Origin of the sequence: Paenibacillus herberti, from assembly GCF_002233675.1 — a bacterium.
Lineage (GTDB): Bacteria > Bacillota > Bacilli > Paenibacillales > Paenibacillaceae > Paenibacillus_O > Paenibacillus_O herberti.
This window is the reverse complement of the sequence record NZ_NMUQ01000002.1, coordinates 664,626-678,077: the sequence shown is the minus strand read 5'-3', so window position 1 is coordinate 678,077 and position 13,452 is coordinate 664,626. Positions and strand designations below refer to the sequence as shown.

The window sequence follows — 13,452 nt, the reverse complement described above, 5'->3', positions numbered from 1 at the left end:
AAGATCAAGCTTCATGTGAGTCAATTTATGAATCGAATTAATAAGAATCCGATGGAAACCATCGATCGTCTGCTTGTTTGGTTATGATCTTAAGTGCGCTCTATATAATAATATCTTTTTGTTTTATTTTCTCGTAAACATTTTCCTTGTCTGTGGAAACATTGTTTGAATTCACTTTTTCGATATCTTCATTATTTTTTTTATAACTATCTCCATTATCCATGCTGAACAAAAAACCAAAAAAAGACAAGATAATCAATGAAAGTATTGAAGCAGGTATAAAAAAGCTTCTTTTTTTTCTTTTCATTCTCCAGCTCATTAGTACACTCCTTATTTGATTTTTTCGGAAAAAGTTTTCTGTATATAAATAGGGTACTATGTATACGTAAATATTTACAGTTACTAAAGCAGTAAAGATTGTTGGGTTACAATTGTTCTTTTTATCTGAGATTAGTCTAAATGTCATATATAAACAGGGATATATGTTCCATTATAGGATGGAAAAGACTTAAAAATGAGGATAAAGGCGCAGTGGGTGATGGTATTACCGATAATTCAGCAGCAATAAACCAAGCATTTAGTCGAGTACCTACTGCCATACAAATAACCTGCTCCGCATTCAGCGGAGCAGGTTATTTTAACAGATTGGCATTTATTTTACAGACACAGCCATTGTCAACGCGTCGATCGGCACTCGTCCGGTTTCAAGCTCGTAGACGATGTCACCATCCTGCCAGTAGACACCGACTTTAACTTCTTTGCCGCCGGGGCGATAGTCGATGGTGATTTTGCCATTGTCATGCGGAGCGGGCAGAGCGTTCTTCTCCAGGTAATTGACGATTTTGCGGGCAATCGCAGCATTGTCTATTTTGTCCTCGGTGGTCGAGCGAAGCTGCAGCTGCCAGCGGCCTTCTTTCCAGCTTAAATATTGGGAGCCAGCGGCCCCTTCCGGATAGCCCTTGATCTTGTGGCCGAGGTCGACCGCTTGCTCTGCAGGCCACTGGCTGAAGTCGATTTTGGCAAAAAGATCCTTATCACGCTTCGTGTCCTTGCCACGCGCTGTGAAAGAGGCAGCCACCGGGATTTTTCCATCCGGCGACAGCGAAGGATCTCCTATCGGCAGAGCCTTCGGCGCGCCGTAGAAGTATACCTTGTACCCTTTGGCATCGTTGCTCGCGATGGAGGCGGTCAGTTTTTGACCCTTATCCAAAGGAGTGGTTCTCGGTAGAACAGCTCCTTTTTTCTTCAGCATGCTCAGCACCTGTTGTGGCACGTCAACGCTCTTTGTGGCGCTTGTAGATGCGCTCGGCTTCCTCGTCTCGCTACCGTTCTGCGATGGGGAAGCAGTAGCAGTAGCTGTGGGCAAAGGCGACAGAGACGGCGCAGGTGTGAGGGTGGCAGATGCAGCCGGAGAGAGCGAGGCGGTCGGCAGGGTAGCTGAAGGACTACCGGCGCTGGCGGCGCACCCACCAAGCAGGGCGGAGCCCGCGAGTAGAACGGACAGAGTGATGACATTTCGATTCATGATGAGTTCCTCCTCCGTGAAAATTACTTTATAACTAAAGTATACCCATTGAGACGGAACTGAAATCGGAAAAGTTGCATGTACCGTGCCCAACAAAGCATGGAGGAGGCTTATTGTGTTACACTAGAGGAATAAGCAAGCGATAGGAGAGAATGCAATGTCCAATCAAGAAATTATCCTGACCGCAGAAGGTCTTGCCAAGCTGGAGGGCGAGCTGGAGGAGCTTAAGGGTCCTAAACGCCGCGAGCTGGCCCAGCGCATCAAAACCGCAATCAGCTACGGTGATCTCAAAGAGAACAGCGAGTATCACTCTGCCAAGGAAGACCAGGCGTTCATGGAAACTCGGATTTTGCAGATCCAGGCAATGCTGAAAAAAGCGCGTGTAGCGGATAGCTCGGATACCTCGAAGATTGTGGTTGGCTCGGTCGTCTCCCTGCTTGACCAAGAGTTTGACGAGGAACTGAAGTACCGGATCGTTGCGCCCGCGGAGGCGGATGTTATTGAGAACCGTATTTCCTATGAGAGCCCGCTTGGCAAAACTCTGATGAACAAGCGTGTCGGTGACGTTATAGAGGTAGACGCTCCAGTGGGCAAAATCAACTATAAAGTGCTGGGGATCAACAGCAAGTAAGTAAGCAAATTAAGTCATTTAAATAAGCGGGGATGCCTGTGGGGTCAGTAATGACGCCGCAGGCATCCTCGCTTTTTAGTCATGCGGATGTTGAGGCTTAGCAACAGAGGCAGTCCTCGCTTTTTAGCCAAACAAGTGTTGAAGCTCAACAAAAAGAGGGTGCCCCCGTCATGCTGGCATGACAATAGGACGCCCTCTTAAGTTTGCTATTCGAAAAATTTCACCAGTCTAGCGGCAATCGCTTCATTCGATGCAGGCGAAAGCTCGACATGCTGCGATTGCTCGAACAGGCCTGAAATCTGCGAAGGGAATGGCTGCTCGATTCCGACAAGGCGGATCGACTCGTCGAACTTGGCCGGGTGGGCCGTCGACAAGGCAACCGTTGCTCCGCTTTCGGACGCCAACCGGTCAGCTGCGGCTACGCCGCATGCCGTATGTGGATCAAGCAGATAACCGTTCTCCTTATGGTAATGTGCAATTGTGTCCAGACATTCCTGGTTGAGAACAGCATGTGCGGAGAAGTCGCTTTGCACGACAGCCAGCTTTTCCTGTGGGATGGTGATCGTCCCGTTCTGCTTGAACTGCTCCATCAACTCGGTGACGGACGAAGCGTCCTCGCCGTACAGATAGAACAGGTAGCGCTCGAAATTACTGGCCACTTGAATATCCATCGATGGGCTGTACGTACCACGGAATTCACCGGGTTGGTACACACCTTCGCTGACGAAATGAGCCAGGATATTGTTCTCATTGGTTGCCAGAATCAGTCGGTTCACCGGCAAGCCCATCCGTTTTGCCAAGTAACCAGCAAAGATGTCGCCGAAATTGCCTGTTGGTACGCTGAAGCTCACGGCTGCGGCTTGTCCACGGCGCGCCAGCTGCAGGTAAGCATAGAAGTAATAGACGGTTTGTGCCAGAATACGGGCGATATTGATGGAGTTGATCGCGCGCAAATGGTAGCGGTGTTTGAATTGTACGTCCGCGAACAGCTCTTTAATAATGCGCTGGCCGTCGTCGAAAGTGCCGTCGATCGCGAGGTTCAATACATTGGCGTCATCAACCGTTGTCATTTGCAGCTCTTGGACTTTGCTTACTTTGCCATGCGGATGAAGAATGCAGATGCGAATGCCTTCTTTGCCGCGTACGCCCTCTATGGCAGAGGCGCCGGTGTCGCCGGAAGTCGCACCGACGATGTGGATCGTCGATCCCGTTTTACGCGCTACGTAGCTGTAAAGATTGCCGAGAAATTGCAGGGCCACGTCTTTAAAGGCGAAGGTTGGGCCATGGAACAGCTCCATTACGTCCAAGCCCTCGTGCAGCTTGCGCACCGGGGTAACGTCAGCATCGCGGAAAGTAGAGTAGCTGTCGTCCACGAGCTGGCGCAACTCCTCGCGAGGAATTTCCTCGCCAATATACAAGGTGAAGATTTCAAGGGCAAGCTCCTGGTAGCTGAGCTCCTGCCACTGCTTCAAGGTGTCGGCGGACACCTGAGGAATTCGGGCGGGTACGAGCAGGCCGCCGTCATCCGCCAGTCCCATCAGGATGGCGTCGATGAAGCCGACTCCGGACACTTTGCCTCTCGTGCTGATGTACTCCATATCGATCCCCTAATCTGTGTGAATTTTTCGTTATTGTAACAGAAAATAGCCCCTTTACCCACCCCTGCCGCTTAAAATAGGATGAGATTAGCTGCGCCAAGCTATGTATTTAATAGGAAAAGAACGCTGCAAAGGAGCGATCACATATGGAAGAAAAAATGGCATGGCAAGCGGTTCAGCCGGAATTTTTCCGGTTGCCCACATTGGAGTTGGCACAAGCGCTAATGGGCATGGTGCTCGTCAAGGAATCTCTGGAGGGAATCGCCGCCGGCTGGATTGTGGAAACGGAAGCTTACTGCGGCCCGCATGACGGGGCAGCGCATAGCTATGGGGGACGGCGCACCGCCCGAACGGAGATTATGTTTGGGGAACCAGGACATGCCTATGCTCATGTGATGCACACGCACTGTCTGCTAAACATTGTCAGCGCGGAAGTTGGCTGCCCGCAGGGAGTGCTGATTCGGGCGCTGGAGCCTTGCGCAGGCATTGAGCTGATGGAGCGCCGACGAGGTGGGAACAAGAAGCTCGCGGAGCTCGCCAGCGGCCCCGGCAAGCTGGCTCAGGCACTGGGAATAACGATGGAGGATTATGCGCGTCCTTTATGGAAACCGCCCATTTACGTAGCAGTTGGAAGAGAGGCTGGAGAGATTGCGGCTGGTCCGCGCATAGGGATCGACAACAGCGGCGAGGCGCGCGATTACCCTTGGCGTTTTTGGGAGCGGGGAAACCCGAATGTGTCGGGACCGAAAGCCCGCAATCGCTAGGGGAAACAAACGGCCCGAAACAGAGTTGTCTGCTTCGGGCCGCTTGTTTTATTTCTGCTGTTGGCCGAGGCGTTCAGCCAACTCCAGCATGCCTTGCAGCTTATCGGGAGTGGAACTGCCGATGCTGCCCAATCGAGTTGTTGCTACGGGACGGATACCGCTGAATTCCAGCACCCCCTTTTTCATGGCATAAATCCCGGAGTTCCTTAGTACTACCCGGTAATACAATACGGGAGCATCCATCGTCGCGATAATTCGGGCACTACGTCCGAGCAGCAGCTTTTCTGGAACGGCTTTTCCCTTGGTATACTTGAAAGCAAAACCAGGCAGCAGCACGCGATCCAAAAAGCCTTTTAACACCGCCGGCATCGTCGCCCACCAGATCGGGTAGATCCAAACCGTGTGATCCGCATCCAGCAACACGCGCTGGGCATGCAGCAGATCCTCCTCCAGCTCGGTGCGTTTGTGGTAACCGTTGTGCAAGATAGGATCAAACTGCATCTCAGCGAGATCCAGAATCGTTACCTGAGCGCCGGAGCGCTCGGCTCCTTTGGCATAATTGGCGGCTAGGGAATGGCAGAAGCTTTCGGCATTTGGATGGCCGATGATGATCGCAATTTTTTTAGTCATAACATTTTCTCCCTCTTTCTTCCGGTTGGTTGATGCTTTCATGATAAACTGGTTTAAAGGAAACGGCAGTGAGCGAAGGCGCTTCGTTCATGATGAAAGGCGCATTGAGGCAGGGGAGGCGAAGGGATGAGTATGCAAGGGGTGTCAATCACGCTGCTCGCCGCATCGATCCGGGGTATGGCGGCGCGGGGCTTTGATACGCAGCTTTTTTGCCGGGAGACGGGCTTGGACCCGGAACTGCTGCAGCGCGGGGATGCCCGCATCTCCTATGAAGAGATGGACCGATTGATGGAGGAGGCTAGTCGGTTCACCGGCGACCGGCTGTTCGGCTTCAATCAAGGAGCGACGATGGAGTTCTCCGATCTCGGTATCCCTGGTTATGTGATGCAGCATTGCGGCACGGTGAGGGAAGCGGTCGAGTCGTTGAACCGATATCATCAGATGATATGCAGCGGTTATGATTTAGAGGTCATACCTTTATCTGCAGGGATGACAGCGCTGCGGTTCCGAATCTGGGACCCATCTGTAAAGGTGTCGCGTCACTGCACGGAGGATATGGTCGCTTCTTTGTACCGGGCTGTGTCCCGCCTCGTTGGCCGTTCGCTTGTTCCATTCGGCCTATCCTTGCAGCATGCGCCAGTGGTTGACCCAGAGGTGTACCGGAAAGTGCTTGGTGTCATGCCGGAATTCAGTGCGGAGGCGTGCGAACTGCGGGTGGCCGATGAGGTCATGGATTGGCCGGTGCTGGCTCGCGACGAACGGCTGCTTCAGGAGTTCAAGGCGGTCGCAGATCGGGTATATGCAAGTATGCAGGAGGGCCGCCAAACGACGCTGCAACTATCCCGCTACTTGCTGGATCACGCCGGAGCGGCACTTCCTTCGCTGGCTGAAGCCGCCCGGGCACTCGGGATGAGCACGCGCAATCTGCAGGCTCGGCTGAAGCTGGAGGGTACTACTTTCAATCGACTTGCGGCGGAGCTGCGCCGGGAGCTAGCATTACGGTACCTGTCTCGGGAGGAACATAGCGTGGCAGAGGTCGCGTATTTGCTTCATTTTTCCGAGCCGAGCGCCTTTCATAGCGCGTTCAAGAAATGGACCGGACAGACGCCGGGACAATACCGACAGAGCAGGGGTCGTGAAGCAGGGCGGACGGCGGGAGGTTACTGAGAAAATACCACTTCCAAAAGCTTACATCGCGATGTTGCATATTTTTGTTGCAAGCCTTTGTCGAAACGTGTAGGATGACAAAAGACAAAACGAATAAAGCTCGTATAATAATGGGGATATGGCCCATAAGTTTCTACCGGATGACCAATGTAATCATCCGACTATGAGTGAGAGCGCCCGCGCCTAGCGGGGCCGTGCCTGAATTCAGGCCCATGGCTGCCAGGCGGCGGGCGTAGACCAGACTTGTCAATGACGACAGATCTCACTTTGGAGCAGTATCCAGAGAGGGATCTGTCTTTTTTGTTTTCATTATTTTTTTATTTATCGGGATTATAAGGAAAAGGGGTTGCTCAACCATATGGAAAAATTAGAAAAACGCATCCGTGAGGATGGGTTGATTCTCTCTGAAAAAGTTCTGAAGGTGGATTCGTTCCTGAATCATCAGGTTGATACACGCTTGGCGCTGGAAATTGGACAAGAATTCGCACGCATCTTCGCGGGGCGGGGAATTACGAAAATACTGACGATCGAGGCGAGCGGCATCCAATTTGCGATGGCGGCAGGCATCGCGATGGACGTGCCTTTCATTTATGCCAAGAAGAAAAAGGCGGTCACCCTCACCGAAAAGCTGTATTCATCCGAGGTGGTTTCGTTCACCCGTGGGGAGACGTATCAAGTCAGCATCTCGCAGTCCTATCTGTCCCCGGAGGATCGAGTCATAATTGTGGATGATTTTCTGGCAACGGGCGCAGCCTTGATTGGCTTGGTAGACATCGTGAAGCAGTCCGGAGCTCAGCTATGCGGCGTTGGCTGCGTCATTGAGAAGAGCTTCCAAGAGGGGCGCGGCTTGCTGGAGGCAATGGGTGTAGAAATACATTCGCTGGCACGCATCGCCTCGATGAAACCGGGTGAAGTGACATATGTACACGAGGCTGAAGCGGCTATAACCGCTCGTGGAGAGGAAGGCGCTCATGTCTAAGCCGCTCGCTCCGACCAAGGTCGCCGCGCTCGGTCTGCAGCATGTGCTCGCCATGTACGCCGGAGCGGTCGTGGTACCGCTCATCGTCGGTGGAGCGCTCGGACTTACTCCGGCTCAAATGGCGTATCTAATCGCGGCTGACCTGTTCACCTGTGGATTGGCAACTTTGCTGCAGGTGCTCGGCACCCGTTGGTTCGGCAGTCGCCTACCGGTTGTGCTCGGCTGTACCTTTACAGCAGTCGGTCCGATGATCATCATCGGCTCGCAATATAACATGGCCACGGTATACGGCGCGATTATTATATCCGGCCTGTTTGTACTCTTGGCCGCGCCGCTTTATGGCAAGCTGTTGCGCTTTTTCCCAACGGTTGTCACCGGCTCGGTTGTGACGATTATCGGCCTGTCACTCATTCCTGTTGCGATGAATAACGTCGCTGGCGGCCAGGGAGCACCTGACTTCGGCGCTCCGCGCAACCTGCTGCTCGGCTTGTTAACGCTCGTTGTCATCCTGCTCGTTAGCCGCTTCGCCAAAGGATTCCTGCGCACCGTCTCCGTGCTCGTCGGGCTTGCGGTCGGTACAGGCGCCGCTTATGCGATGGGCATGGTCAGCTTCGCTGGTGTTGCGGAAGCTTCTTGGCTAAGCGTTCCTCAGCCATTCTACTTCGGAACGCCGCAGATCAGCCTCGTCGCGATCGGCACGATGATTCTTGTGAACATCGTCAGCATGGTGGAGTCGACTGGCGTCTATCTCGCCGTAGGCAAAGCGACCGATCAGAAGGTTGAACAGCGTCAAATCGTCAACGGTTTACGTTCTGAGGGAGCGGCCATTATGCTGGGCGGCATTCTTAATGCTTTCCCGTACACCGCTTTCTCCCAAAACGTCGGCCTGCTCACACTGACCAAGGTGAAAACGCGCAACGTCATCTTCGCCGCTGGAGGCATTATGGTGCTGCTCGGCCTGCTGCCGAAGCTGGCGGCGCTCACGACAGTTGTACCGAATGCGGTGCTGGGTGGAGCGATGATCGTCATGTTCGGTTCCGTCGCTGCGGCTGGCATGAGTATTTTGTCTGAGATCGACCTGCGCAAAGAAGGCAATCTGATGATCGTTGCCTGTAGCTTGGCTGTCGGCGTTGGTTCCGCTACCGTGCCTGCGATGTTCGGCAAGCTGCCACCCGAGCTGTCCATGCTGCTTCAAAGCGGCATCGTCACCGGCTCATTGACTGCTATCATTCTTAATATTCTCATGAGTCGCCGACGCGAGTCGACGACCGCATATCAAGAAGCTGGAGAAGCGACCTAACCGAGCTTTGTCCAAGAGTGAATTTCCTTTTATGAAAAAATGCCCTTCCGGGCTGATCCTGCGAACAGGATACCGGAAGGGCATTTTATTTTTCCTATTTTATAGTAGGAAAAGATTTAGAGACGTTTATCGACCTTGTCGCGAAGGTTCTGCGCACGCTCCTTGAGTGTCACATCACCGTCTCCGTCACGGTCATGATCAAGGCGCGGGGCATCTGGTCGGTCGCTCCGATTGTCACTTTCGTAGTAGCGGCTGTCGCGGTTGCGCTCGAGCTCTGCATAACCGTCGGCTGCTCGGTAGCTGCCATCTACCGGATCACGGTCGGCGCCCATTACGCGGCCATCTCTGTCCAGATCGCGATCGGCGTAGCTGCTGCCTGAAAGTCCAATCGTGGTGGAAGGATCGGAGTCCTTGCTGCGAACGGGCTGTCTATCGGGATAGATTTCACTGGCAGGAACAGCACCTGCGTCGGTTCGCAGCTCGCTGGCTGCAGCAGTTTGGTTATAAGGCTGCACATCCCGTTCATACGAAGGGGAGTTGATGGAGCCTGTACTGCGGAGAGCATCATAGACTTTATGATCACGCTCTGCCCGCGATTCTACCAATACGAGAATGTTGCCATCCTGCACGTATTCATTATAAAGAGAAGCTTCGTTCTCCGGGATGCCGAGTCCGATCAGGCCACCTACTAGGCCGCCCGCTCCAGCTCCGACAGCGGCTCCCGCCAGGGCGGCCGCGATTGGCCCCGCTGCGACGATTGGGCCGATGCCAGGAATGGCGAGAGCTCCGATGCCGACCAGCAGCCCTGTCAGGCCGCCGAGCATACCGCCTCCGGCAGCTCCAGCTGCGGCTCCTTCAGGCGCTCGGGTTCCGGTTTCCTTTTGGATCGCCGATACATCGCCTTTGTCCCTCGCTAGGATTGAGATGTCGTCTCCATCAACGCCGTGCTGCTTCAAATGCTCAATGGCGTGGATCGCTGCTTGCTCTGTGTCATAAACTCCAACAATTTTCTTGCTCATATTGTAAAACCTCTCTTTCATCGAGTGGGATTCGGTTGTTTCGAGTAAGTTGCTGTTGAAGGTATTTAACCTTGTAGCAATCGTCATAAACGTATAGGATCACATGGATTTCATGCCCATGTCGATAAATTCCTTTCCTGGATGCTTCTTTTGGAGATGATGCTTGGCTCTTCAGGATAGGGTGATGTTCTACTAGTGGAGTCTGATAGGTTCAAAATCGGTGTGGTGATACTCCACCAAAGCGATGAGGCTGCTTCTCCTTTTCGTTCATTTATTGGGGCTTACTGGAATAACTAAAAGTATCCTATTGAATGAAGCTTCTACCAGTGCTTCCGTTCTATACTTGATTCAGACAGCAGGACGAAAGTCCCTGATACGAATTTGGAGGTGAGACGGGATGAAACGCGCAGGCATGGCTACAGGAACGGTAGTGCTTTTGCTAGCAGCAGCGATAGGTTCGGGAACAGCCTACGGAGCTATAGACGTAAAGGCGACTATGCAGAAATGGTATTGGGATGCTTCCGATAAGAAGGCAGAAGAACTCCGCGGGGGGGCGGAGGCCGAAGCTCGCGAATCATTCCAGTCCGCAGCCGACTCGATAGTCAAGGAATGGCAACTGACCTACGGGAAGCAGGTGGACGATGCCACTCAATTGGCCCGTCAAGGGGCTTTCGATGCTTACAACAATCAGTATGAGATTTACCTTCAAGGGCTGGACGAGGCGCAAGCCGAGCTGGCAGGCGGAGTCGGAGCACAAGGCAGCATTGAAAGCCAGTTCAACGAGGCAGTTGAAGCCGGTCGATCACAGGTCGACGTTGAGTTGGAGGAGGCACTGGACGAGCTGCTGACAGAGTTTGTACATAAGGAAAAACCGCCTGAACCGGCGGAGTAGTCGGACAGGCCGCTTACATACTGGAGTAATCCAGAGAAGGCCCATACCTAAACCCATTTAAAAAGGAGAAATTCAATCATGGCTATCAAATCAATCAAAACAAAAATCGCTGTAGGTGTACTGGCAACGGGTATTCTGGCAAGCATGGGAACGGCATTCGCAGGCGTGGACATCAGCGGCCAATTTTCGAGCTGGTACCAAGCGAATTTCAAGCAAACTACAAATAAAGTAACGGCTGATGCAACGGCTGATTACGCGAAAAACCTGAACAACTACAACAACGAGTACAATACGCTGAAAAGCAACTCCGTAAATGAAGTTGTTTCTTTCCAAAAAGATCAGTCTACTGCATCCATGCTGACGCTCAACAAGCAAAAAAATGACTACATCAACCAAGTGAACGCTGCTGCTAACGGCCTTGAGGCTAAAGCTCCTGGCGACTTCCAAACTTTCGTAGACTCCGTGAACGGAACGGTTGACGGTCTGAAGGCTCAAGCGAAAATCTATGGTGAAGACGGCCTGAAAAAAGTAGTTGACGCACAAACACCGAAAAGTGTTGAGCTAGTCGGTAAAGACGTTGCCGCTTACCAAAAATCGTCCGTAGACAATCTGACGGCTACGATTCAAGATCGTCAAGCTAAGCTTAACCAACTGATCAAAGACCAAGCAGCAACTTCCGACAAAGCAGTTCGTGCCCACATCGAAGTTAAAATCGCTGAGCTGCGCGCTGAACTGACTGCTTATGCTAAGCAACAAGTCGAGCTGAGCAAAGCAGTTGTTAAAGCAGAAGCTGACAAGAAAACAGCAGCCGCACTGGTCGCGCTGGAAGCAGCTGCAACGATTAAGTAATTGTCCTTGAGCGCCCATAACATCAAGGCCTGACAATAGGGAGCATGGCGGGGATTCCTTGAATTCCTGCGATGCTCCCTCTCTGCACAGAGGGGAGCGGAATGCGAAATGAGGAAGCAAAGAGGCAGCGTAAGAGCGGCCAATCCTAGTGGCTGGAAGCAGCGGACGCTAATCGGAGTGGCTGCGATCGGGATTACGATGGCGGTTACAGCTGGTGCAGCCTATGCAGATGTGGACCTGAAGGGAAAAATTCTCGCTTGGGCCGGCATTGAGACTGCAACAGCTATCAGCGGCCTAGAGACGGCAATCAGCCAGGAAACGGAGCTGCAGAAGAAGCGGCTTCAAGAGCAGCTTCGGGCGGATCTGCTTCAGCAAGAAGCGGAGTTCGAGCAGTATGCTGAGCAGGAGAAGGCGGTCCGTATCCAGGAAATTCGCAATTACGCGGATGAATTGCTTCGCTCGCGCAGCTTCGACAATGAGCAGCAGAAGCAGGACTATGCTTCCCAGCTTGCAGGCATTGTGGAATCGGCCCGGTCGACGATGTCCGGACTGAATGTACCAGCTGCGCCTACAGTAACCGAGGAAGTGTATAACAGCGGACAGCCATGACCCGCCGGTCGAAGCTGATCGGTTGGATCCGCTATATCATCGGCCTTGCACTGGCTATGTTTATCCTGACCAATGCCGCTGGGCTCAGTCGAGTGTCGGGTGAATCGATGCTTCCGTCGCTGAGCAGCGGCGATATTTTGTTAATTAACAAGTTATCTCTGTACATAGACAAGCCGGAATATGGCGACGTAGTAGTTATTGGCAGTGAGGCATTGGGTTACAGCCTCGTCAAACGTGTCATAGCAACGGAGGGAGATTCAGTTTCAATCTCGGATGGAGTGGCTTACGTAAACGGCAGTCCGCTGTCGGAGCTGTATTCGATCGGCAAGTCAGAGGACATAGGCTCGCAGGAAGTGGCGGAGGGGCATGTTTTTGTACTTGGAGATAATCGTGATCTTGGAGCAAGCCTCGACAGCCGCAGCCCTGAGCTTGGACAGGTGCTTGTAGAGGATATTCAAGGTTATGCGCTGATCAAGCTTCTGCCTTGGGGCGCTATAGCAGCGCCGCTTTCCTAACCAATACAACAAGCCGGTGGACCAAAGTCCATCGGCTTGTTGTATTGAGATAGGGCGATTATGGGGCTATCCGCCGATCGATTGGGATCGGTTCTGCTGATGATAGAAGAGTGCGGCTTTTGTACGGTCGGGCAGATCGAGCTTGGCGAGAACTTGGCTCACATGTTTCTTCACCGTGTACTCGGTCACGAAGAGCCGGGCGGCAATCTCCCTGTTGGACAAACCTTCGCTCAGCATCTGGAGAACCTCGCTCTCCTTGGGCGTCAGATTCGTCGACTTGTCCGTCGGCTTGTCCGTTAAGCGGGACTCTAGCAGCTCGACATCGTAATACTTGCGTCCGCGTGAAATCATGCGGATGGCATGAATCAGCTCCTCGGGAAGCGCTTCCTTCAATACAAGTCCTTCGACCTGCAGCTCTAGTGCCTGTTTGAGTTCGGAAGGCTGCATGAATGAGGTTAAGTAAACGAAGCTGCAAGATGCCCCTGCAAGCTTGAGCTTGCCGATCACATCTAGCCCGCTTTGCTGGTTAATGCGGTTGTTCATAATGCAAATTTCTGGATTCAAACTTTGGATAAGCGCCTGCGCTTCCTTGCGATCCGAGGCCTCGCCCACTACCTGGATGGAATCCACGCCTGACAAGATGGATGTAATCCCTCTTCGCACTAACTGATAGGGGTCCACGACTATGACTCCGATCGACATCGTTATGTTTATCCCCTCTCTATCAATTATGAACTGTATTTCAAATCCTCATGGACATTTTCCGTTGTTGGCACAGGCATACAAAATAGGATGATTTTCTTATTATACAATTCTTATTTGATCTTCTCAATGAAGGCTTCGCGCAATGGTGTTGCGATATCTCTAGTTGTAGCGGTGTTTATTTCTATTGTAATAAAATTCCTTATTGTGTTAAAAATAGTGAAAATGTCCTGATTAATATTTTAGAAATATGGTTAAACCTGAATCCGTGA

Annotated in this window: 15 protein-coding genes and 1 riboswitch; of the genes, 9 read left to right on the top strand and 6 right to left on the bottom strand. The window is 52.3% G+C overall.

The window, feature by feature from the left end:
- Nucleotides 1-100: 100 nt before the first annotated feature.
- A complete protein-coding gene (locus CGZ75_RS15485; protein WP_089525174.1) occupies nt 101-319 on the bottom strand; it encodes a hypothetical protein in 219 nt (72 codons plus the stop codon).
- A gap of 333 nt (nt 320-652) precedes the next feature.
- Nucleotides 653-1,525: a superantigen-like protein SSL4 gene (locus CGZ75_RS15480; protein ID WP_141136781.1), complete on the bottom strand. Its 873-nt coding sequence runs from the start codon at nt 1,523-1,525 to the stop codon at nt 653-655.
- A 157-nt stretch (nt 1,526-1,682) separates the two neighbouring features.
- Here CGZ75_RS15480 and greA point away from each other — a divergent pair, with 157 nt between their 5' ends.
- Nucleotides 1,683-2,156: a transcription elongation factor GreA gene (gene greA / locus CGZ75_RS15470; RefSeq protein ID WP_089525171.1), complete on the top strand. Its 474-nt coding sequence runs from the start codon at nt 1,683-1,685 to the stop codon at nt 2,154-2,156.
- Nucleotides 2,157-2,362: 206 nt separating this feature from the next.
- On the opposite strand, the gene thrC is transcribed toward greA, so the two are convergent.
- Nucleotides 2,363-3,754: a threonine synthase gene (gene thrC / locus CGZ75_RS15465; RefSeq protein ID WP_089525170.1), complete on the bottom strand. Its 1,392-nt coding sequence runs from the start codon at nt 3,752-3,754 to the stop codon at nt 2,363-2,365.
- A 146-nt stretch (nt 3,755-3,900) separates the two neighbouring features.
- Here thrC and CGZ75_RS15460 point away from each other — a divergent pair, with 146 nt between their 5' ends.
- Nucleotides 3,901-4,518 carry a DNA-3-methyladenine glycosylase gene (locus tag CGZ75_RS15460; RefSeq protein ID WP_245850880.1) on the top strand — a complete coding sequence of 206 codons (618 nt, stop codon included), beginning with the start codon at nt 3,901-3,903 and terminating at the stop codon, nt 4,516-4,518.
- Between the two features lie 48 nt (nt 4,519-4,566).
- Here CGZ75_RS15460 and CGZ75_RS15455 read toward each other — a convergent pair whose 3' ends face one another.
- Entirely contained in the window at nt 4,567-5,148 is a 582-nt protein-coding gene (locus CGZ75_RS15455) for an NAD(P)H-dependent oxidoreductase (protein WP_089525169.1), read from the bottom strand.
- A 126-nt stretch (nt 5,149-5,274) separates the two neighbouring features.
- On the opposite strand from CGZ75_RS15455, the gene CGZ75_RS15450 reads away from it, so the two are divergent.
- The 3 genes from CGZ75_RS15450 (at nt 5,275) to CGZ75_RS15440 (ending at nt 8,594) form a co-directional block, all read left to right on the top strand.
- Nucleotides 5,275-6,315 carry an AraC family transcriptional regulator gene (locus CGZ75_RS15450; protein ID WP_089525168.1) on the top strand — a complete coding sequence of 347 codons (1,041 nt, stop codon included), beginning with the start codon at nt 5,275-5,277 and terminating at the stop codon, nt 6,313-6,315.
- An 80-nt stretch (nt 6,316-6,395) separates the two neighbouring features.
- Nucleotides 6,396-6,499, top strand: a riboswitch (purine riboswitch).
- A gap of 174 nt (nt 6,500-6,673) precedes the next feature.
- On the top strand, nt 6,674-7,294 hold the full coding sequence (locus CGZ75_RS15445; protein ID WP_089525167.1) for a xanthine phosphoribosyltransferase: 621 nt from the start codon (nt 6,674-6,676) through the stop codon (nt 7,292-7,294).
- Nucleotides 7,287-8,594, top strand: coding sequence for a nucleobase:cation symporter-2 family protein (locus CGZ75_RS15440; protein WP_089525166.1), 1,308 nt, complete (start codon nt 7,287-7,289; stop codon nt 8,592-8,594). Before CGZ75_RS15445 ends, CGZ75_RS15440 begins: the two co-directional genes overlap by 8 nt.
- Before the next feature lie 116 nt (nt 8,595-8,710).
- Here CGZ75_RS15440 and CGZ75_RS26365 read toward each other — a convergent pair whose 3' ends face one another.
- A complete protein-coding gene (locus CGZ75_RS26365; protein WP_089525165.1) occupies nt 8,711-9,613 on the bottom strand; it encodes a general stress protein in 903 nt (300 codons plus the stop codon).
- Between the two features lie 397 nt (nt 9,614-10,010).
- On the opposite strand from CGZ75_RS26365, the gene CGZ75_RS15430 reads away from it, so the two are divergent.
- From CGZ75_RS15430 to lepB, 4 genes are all read left to right on the top strand, one after another.
- Nucleotides 10,011-10,505 (top strand): hypothetical protein, encoded by a 495-nt coding sequence (locus tag CGZ75_RS15430; protein ID WP_089525164.1) that lies wholly within the window; start codon nt 10,011-10,013, stop codon nt 10,503-10,505.
- Between the two features lie 78 nt (nt 10,506-10,583).
- Complete coding sequence (locus tag CGZ75_RS15425) at nt 10,584-11,354, top strand: hypothetical protein (protein ID WP_089525163.1); 771 nt, start codon at nt 10,584-10,586, stop codon at nt 11,352-11,354.
- A gap of 108 nt (nt 11,355-11,462) precedes the next feature.
- Nucleotides 11,463-11,963 (top strand): hypothetical protein, encoded by a 501-nt coding sequence (locus CGZ75_RS15420; protein WP_089525162.1) that lies wholly within the window; start codon nt 11,463-11,465, stop codon nt 11,961-11,963.
- Nucleotides 11,960-12,478 carry a signal peptidase I gene (gene lepB, locus CGZ75_RS15415; RefSeq protein WP_089525161.1) on the top strand — a complete coding sequence of 173 codons (519 nt, stop codon included), beginning with the start codon at nt 11,960-11,962 and terminating at the stop codon, nt 12,476-12,478. The genes CGZ75_RS15420 and lepB overlap by 4 nt, the downstream gene beginning before the upstream one ends.
- 66 nt (nt 12,479-12,544) lie before the next feature.
- On the opposite strand, the gene CGZ75_RS15410 is transcribed toward lepB, so the two are convergent.
- The gene (locus CGZ75_RS15410; protein WP_245850879.1) at nt 12,545-13,180 is read right to left on the bottom strand and encodes a LuxR C-terminal-related transcriptional regulator; all 636 of its coding nucleotides are present in this window, start codon (nt 13,178-13,180) and stop codon (nt 12,545-12,547) included.
- Between the last annotated feature and the right edge of the window lie 272 nt (nt 13,181-13,452).

Excerpts from the sequence above, each read along its gene's own strand:
- CGZ75_RS15485 (WP_089525174.1), bottom strand. The coding sequence starts at position 319 with ATGAGCTGGAGAATGAAAAGAAAAAAAAGAAGCTTTTTTATACCTGCT.
- CGZ75_RS15480 (WP_141136781.1), bottom strand. The coding sequence starts at position 1,525 with ATGAATCGAAATGTCATCACTCTGTCCGTTCTACTCGCGGGCTCCGCC.
- greA (WP_089525171.1), top strand. The coding sequence starts at position 1,683 with ATGTCCAATCAAGAAATTATCCTGACCGCAGAAGGTCTTGCCAAGCTG.
- thrC (WP_089525170.1), bottom strand. The coding sequence starts at position 3,754 with ATGGAGTACATCAGCACGAGAGGCAAAGTGTCCGGAGTCGGCTTCATC.
- CGZ75_RS15460 (WP_245850880.1), top strand. The coding sequence starts at position 3,901 with ATGGAAGAAAAAATGGCATGGCAAGCGGTTCAGCCGGAATTTTTCCGG.
- CGZ75_RS15455 (WP_089525169.1), bottom strand. The coding sequence starts at position 5,148 with ATGACTAAAAAAATTGCGATCATCATCGGCCATCCAAATGCCGAAAGC.
- CGZ75_RS15450 (WP_089525168.1), top strand. The coding sequence starts at position 5,275 with ATGAGTATGCAAGGGGTGTCAATCACGCTGCTCGCCGCATCGATCCGG.
- CGZ75_RS15445 (WP_089525167.1), top strand. The coding sequence starts at position 6,674 with ATGGAAAAATTAGAAAAACGCATCCGTGAGGATGGGTTGATTCTCTCT.
- CGZ75_RS15440 (WP_089525166.1), top strand. The coding sequence starts at position 7,287 with ATGTCTAAGCCGCTCGCTCCGACCAAGGTCGCCGCGCTCGGTCTGCAG.
- CGZ75_RS26365 (WP_089525165.1), bottom strand. The coding sequence starts at position 9,613 with ATGAGCAAGAAAATTGTTGGAGTTTATGACACAGAGCAAGCAGCGATC.
- CGZ75_RS15430 (WP_089525164.1), top strand. The coding sequence starts at position 10,011 with ATGAAACGCGCAGGCATGGCTACAGGAACGGTAGTGCTTTTGCTAGCA.
- CGZ75_RS15425 (WP_089525163.1), top strand. The coding sequence starts at position 10,584 with ATGGCTATCAAATCAATCAAAACAAAAATCGCTGTAGGTGTACTGGCA.
- CGZ75_RS15420 (WP_089525162.1), top strand. The coding sequence starts at position 11,463 with ATGAGGAAGCAAAGAGGCAGCGTAAGAGCGGCCAATCCTAGTGGCTGG.
- lepB (WP_089525161.1), top strand. The coding sequence starts at position 11,960 with ATGACCCGCCGGTCGAAGCTGATCGGTTGGATCCGCTATATCATCGGC.
- CGZ75_RS15410 (WP_245850879.1), bottom strand. The coding sequence starts at position 13,180 with ATGTCGATCGGAGTCATAGTCGTGGACCCCTATCAGTTAGTGCGAAGA.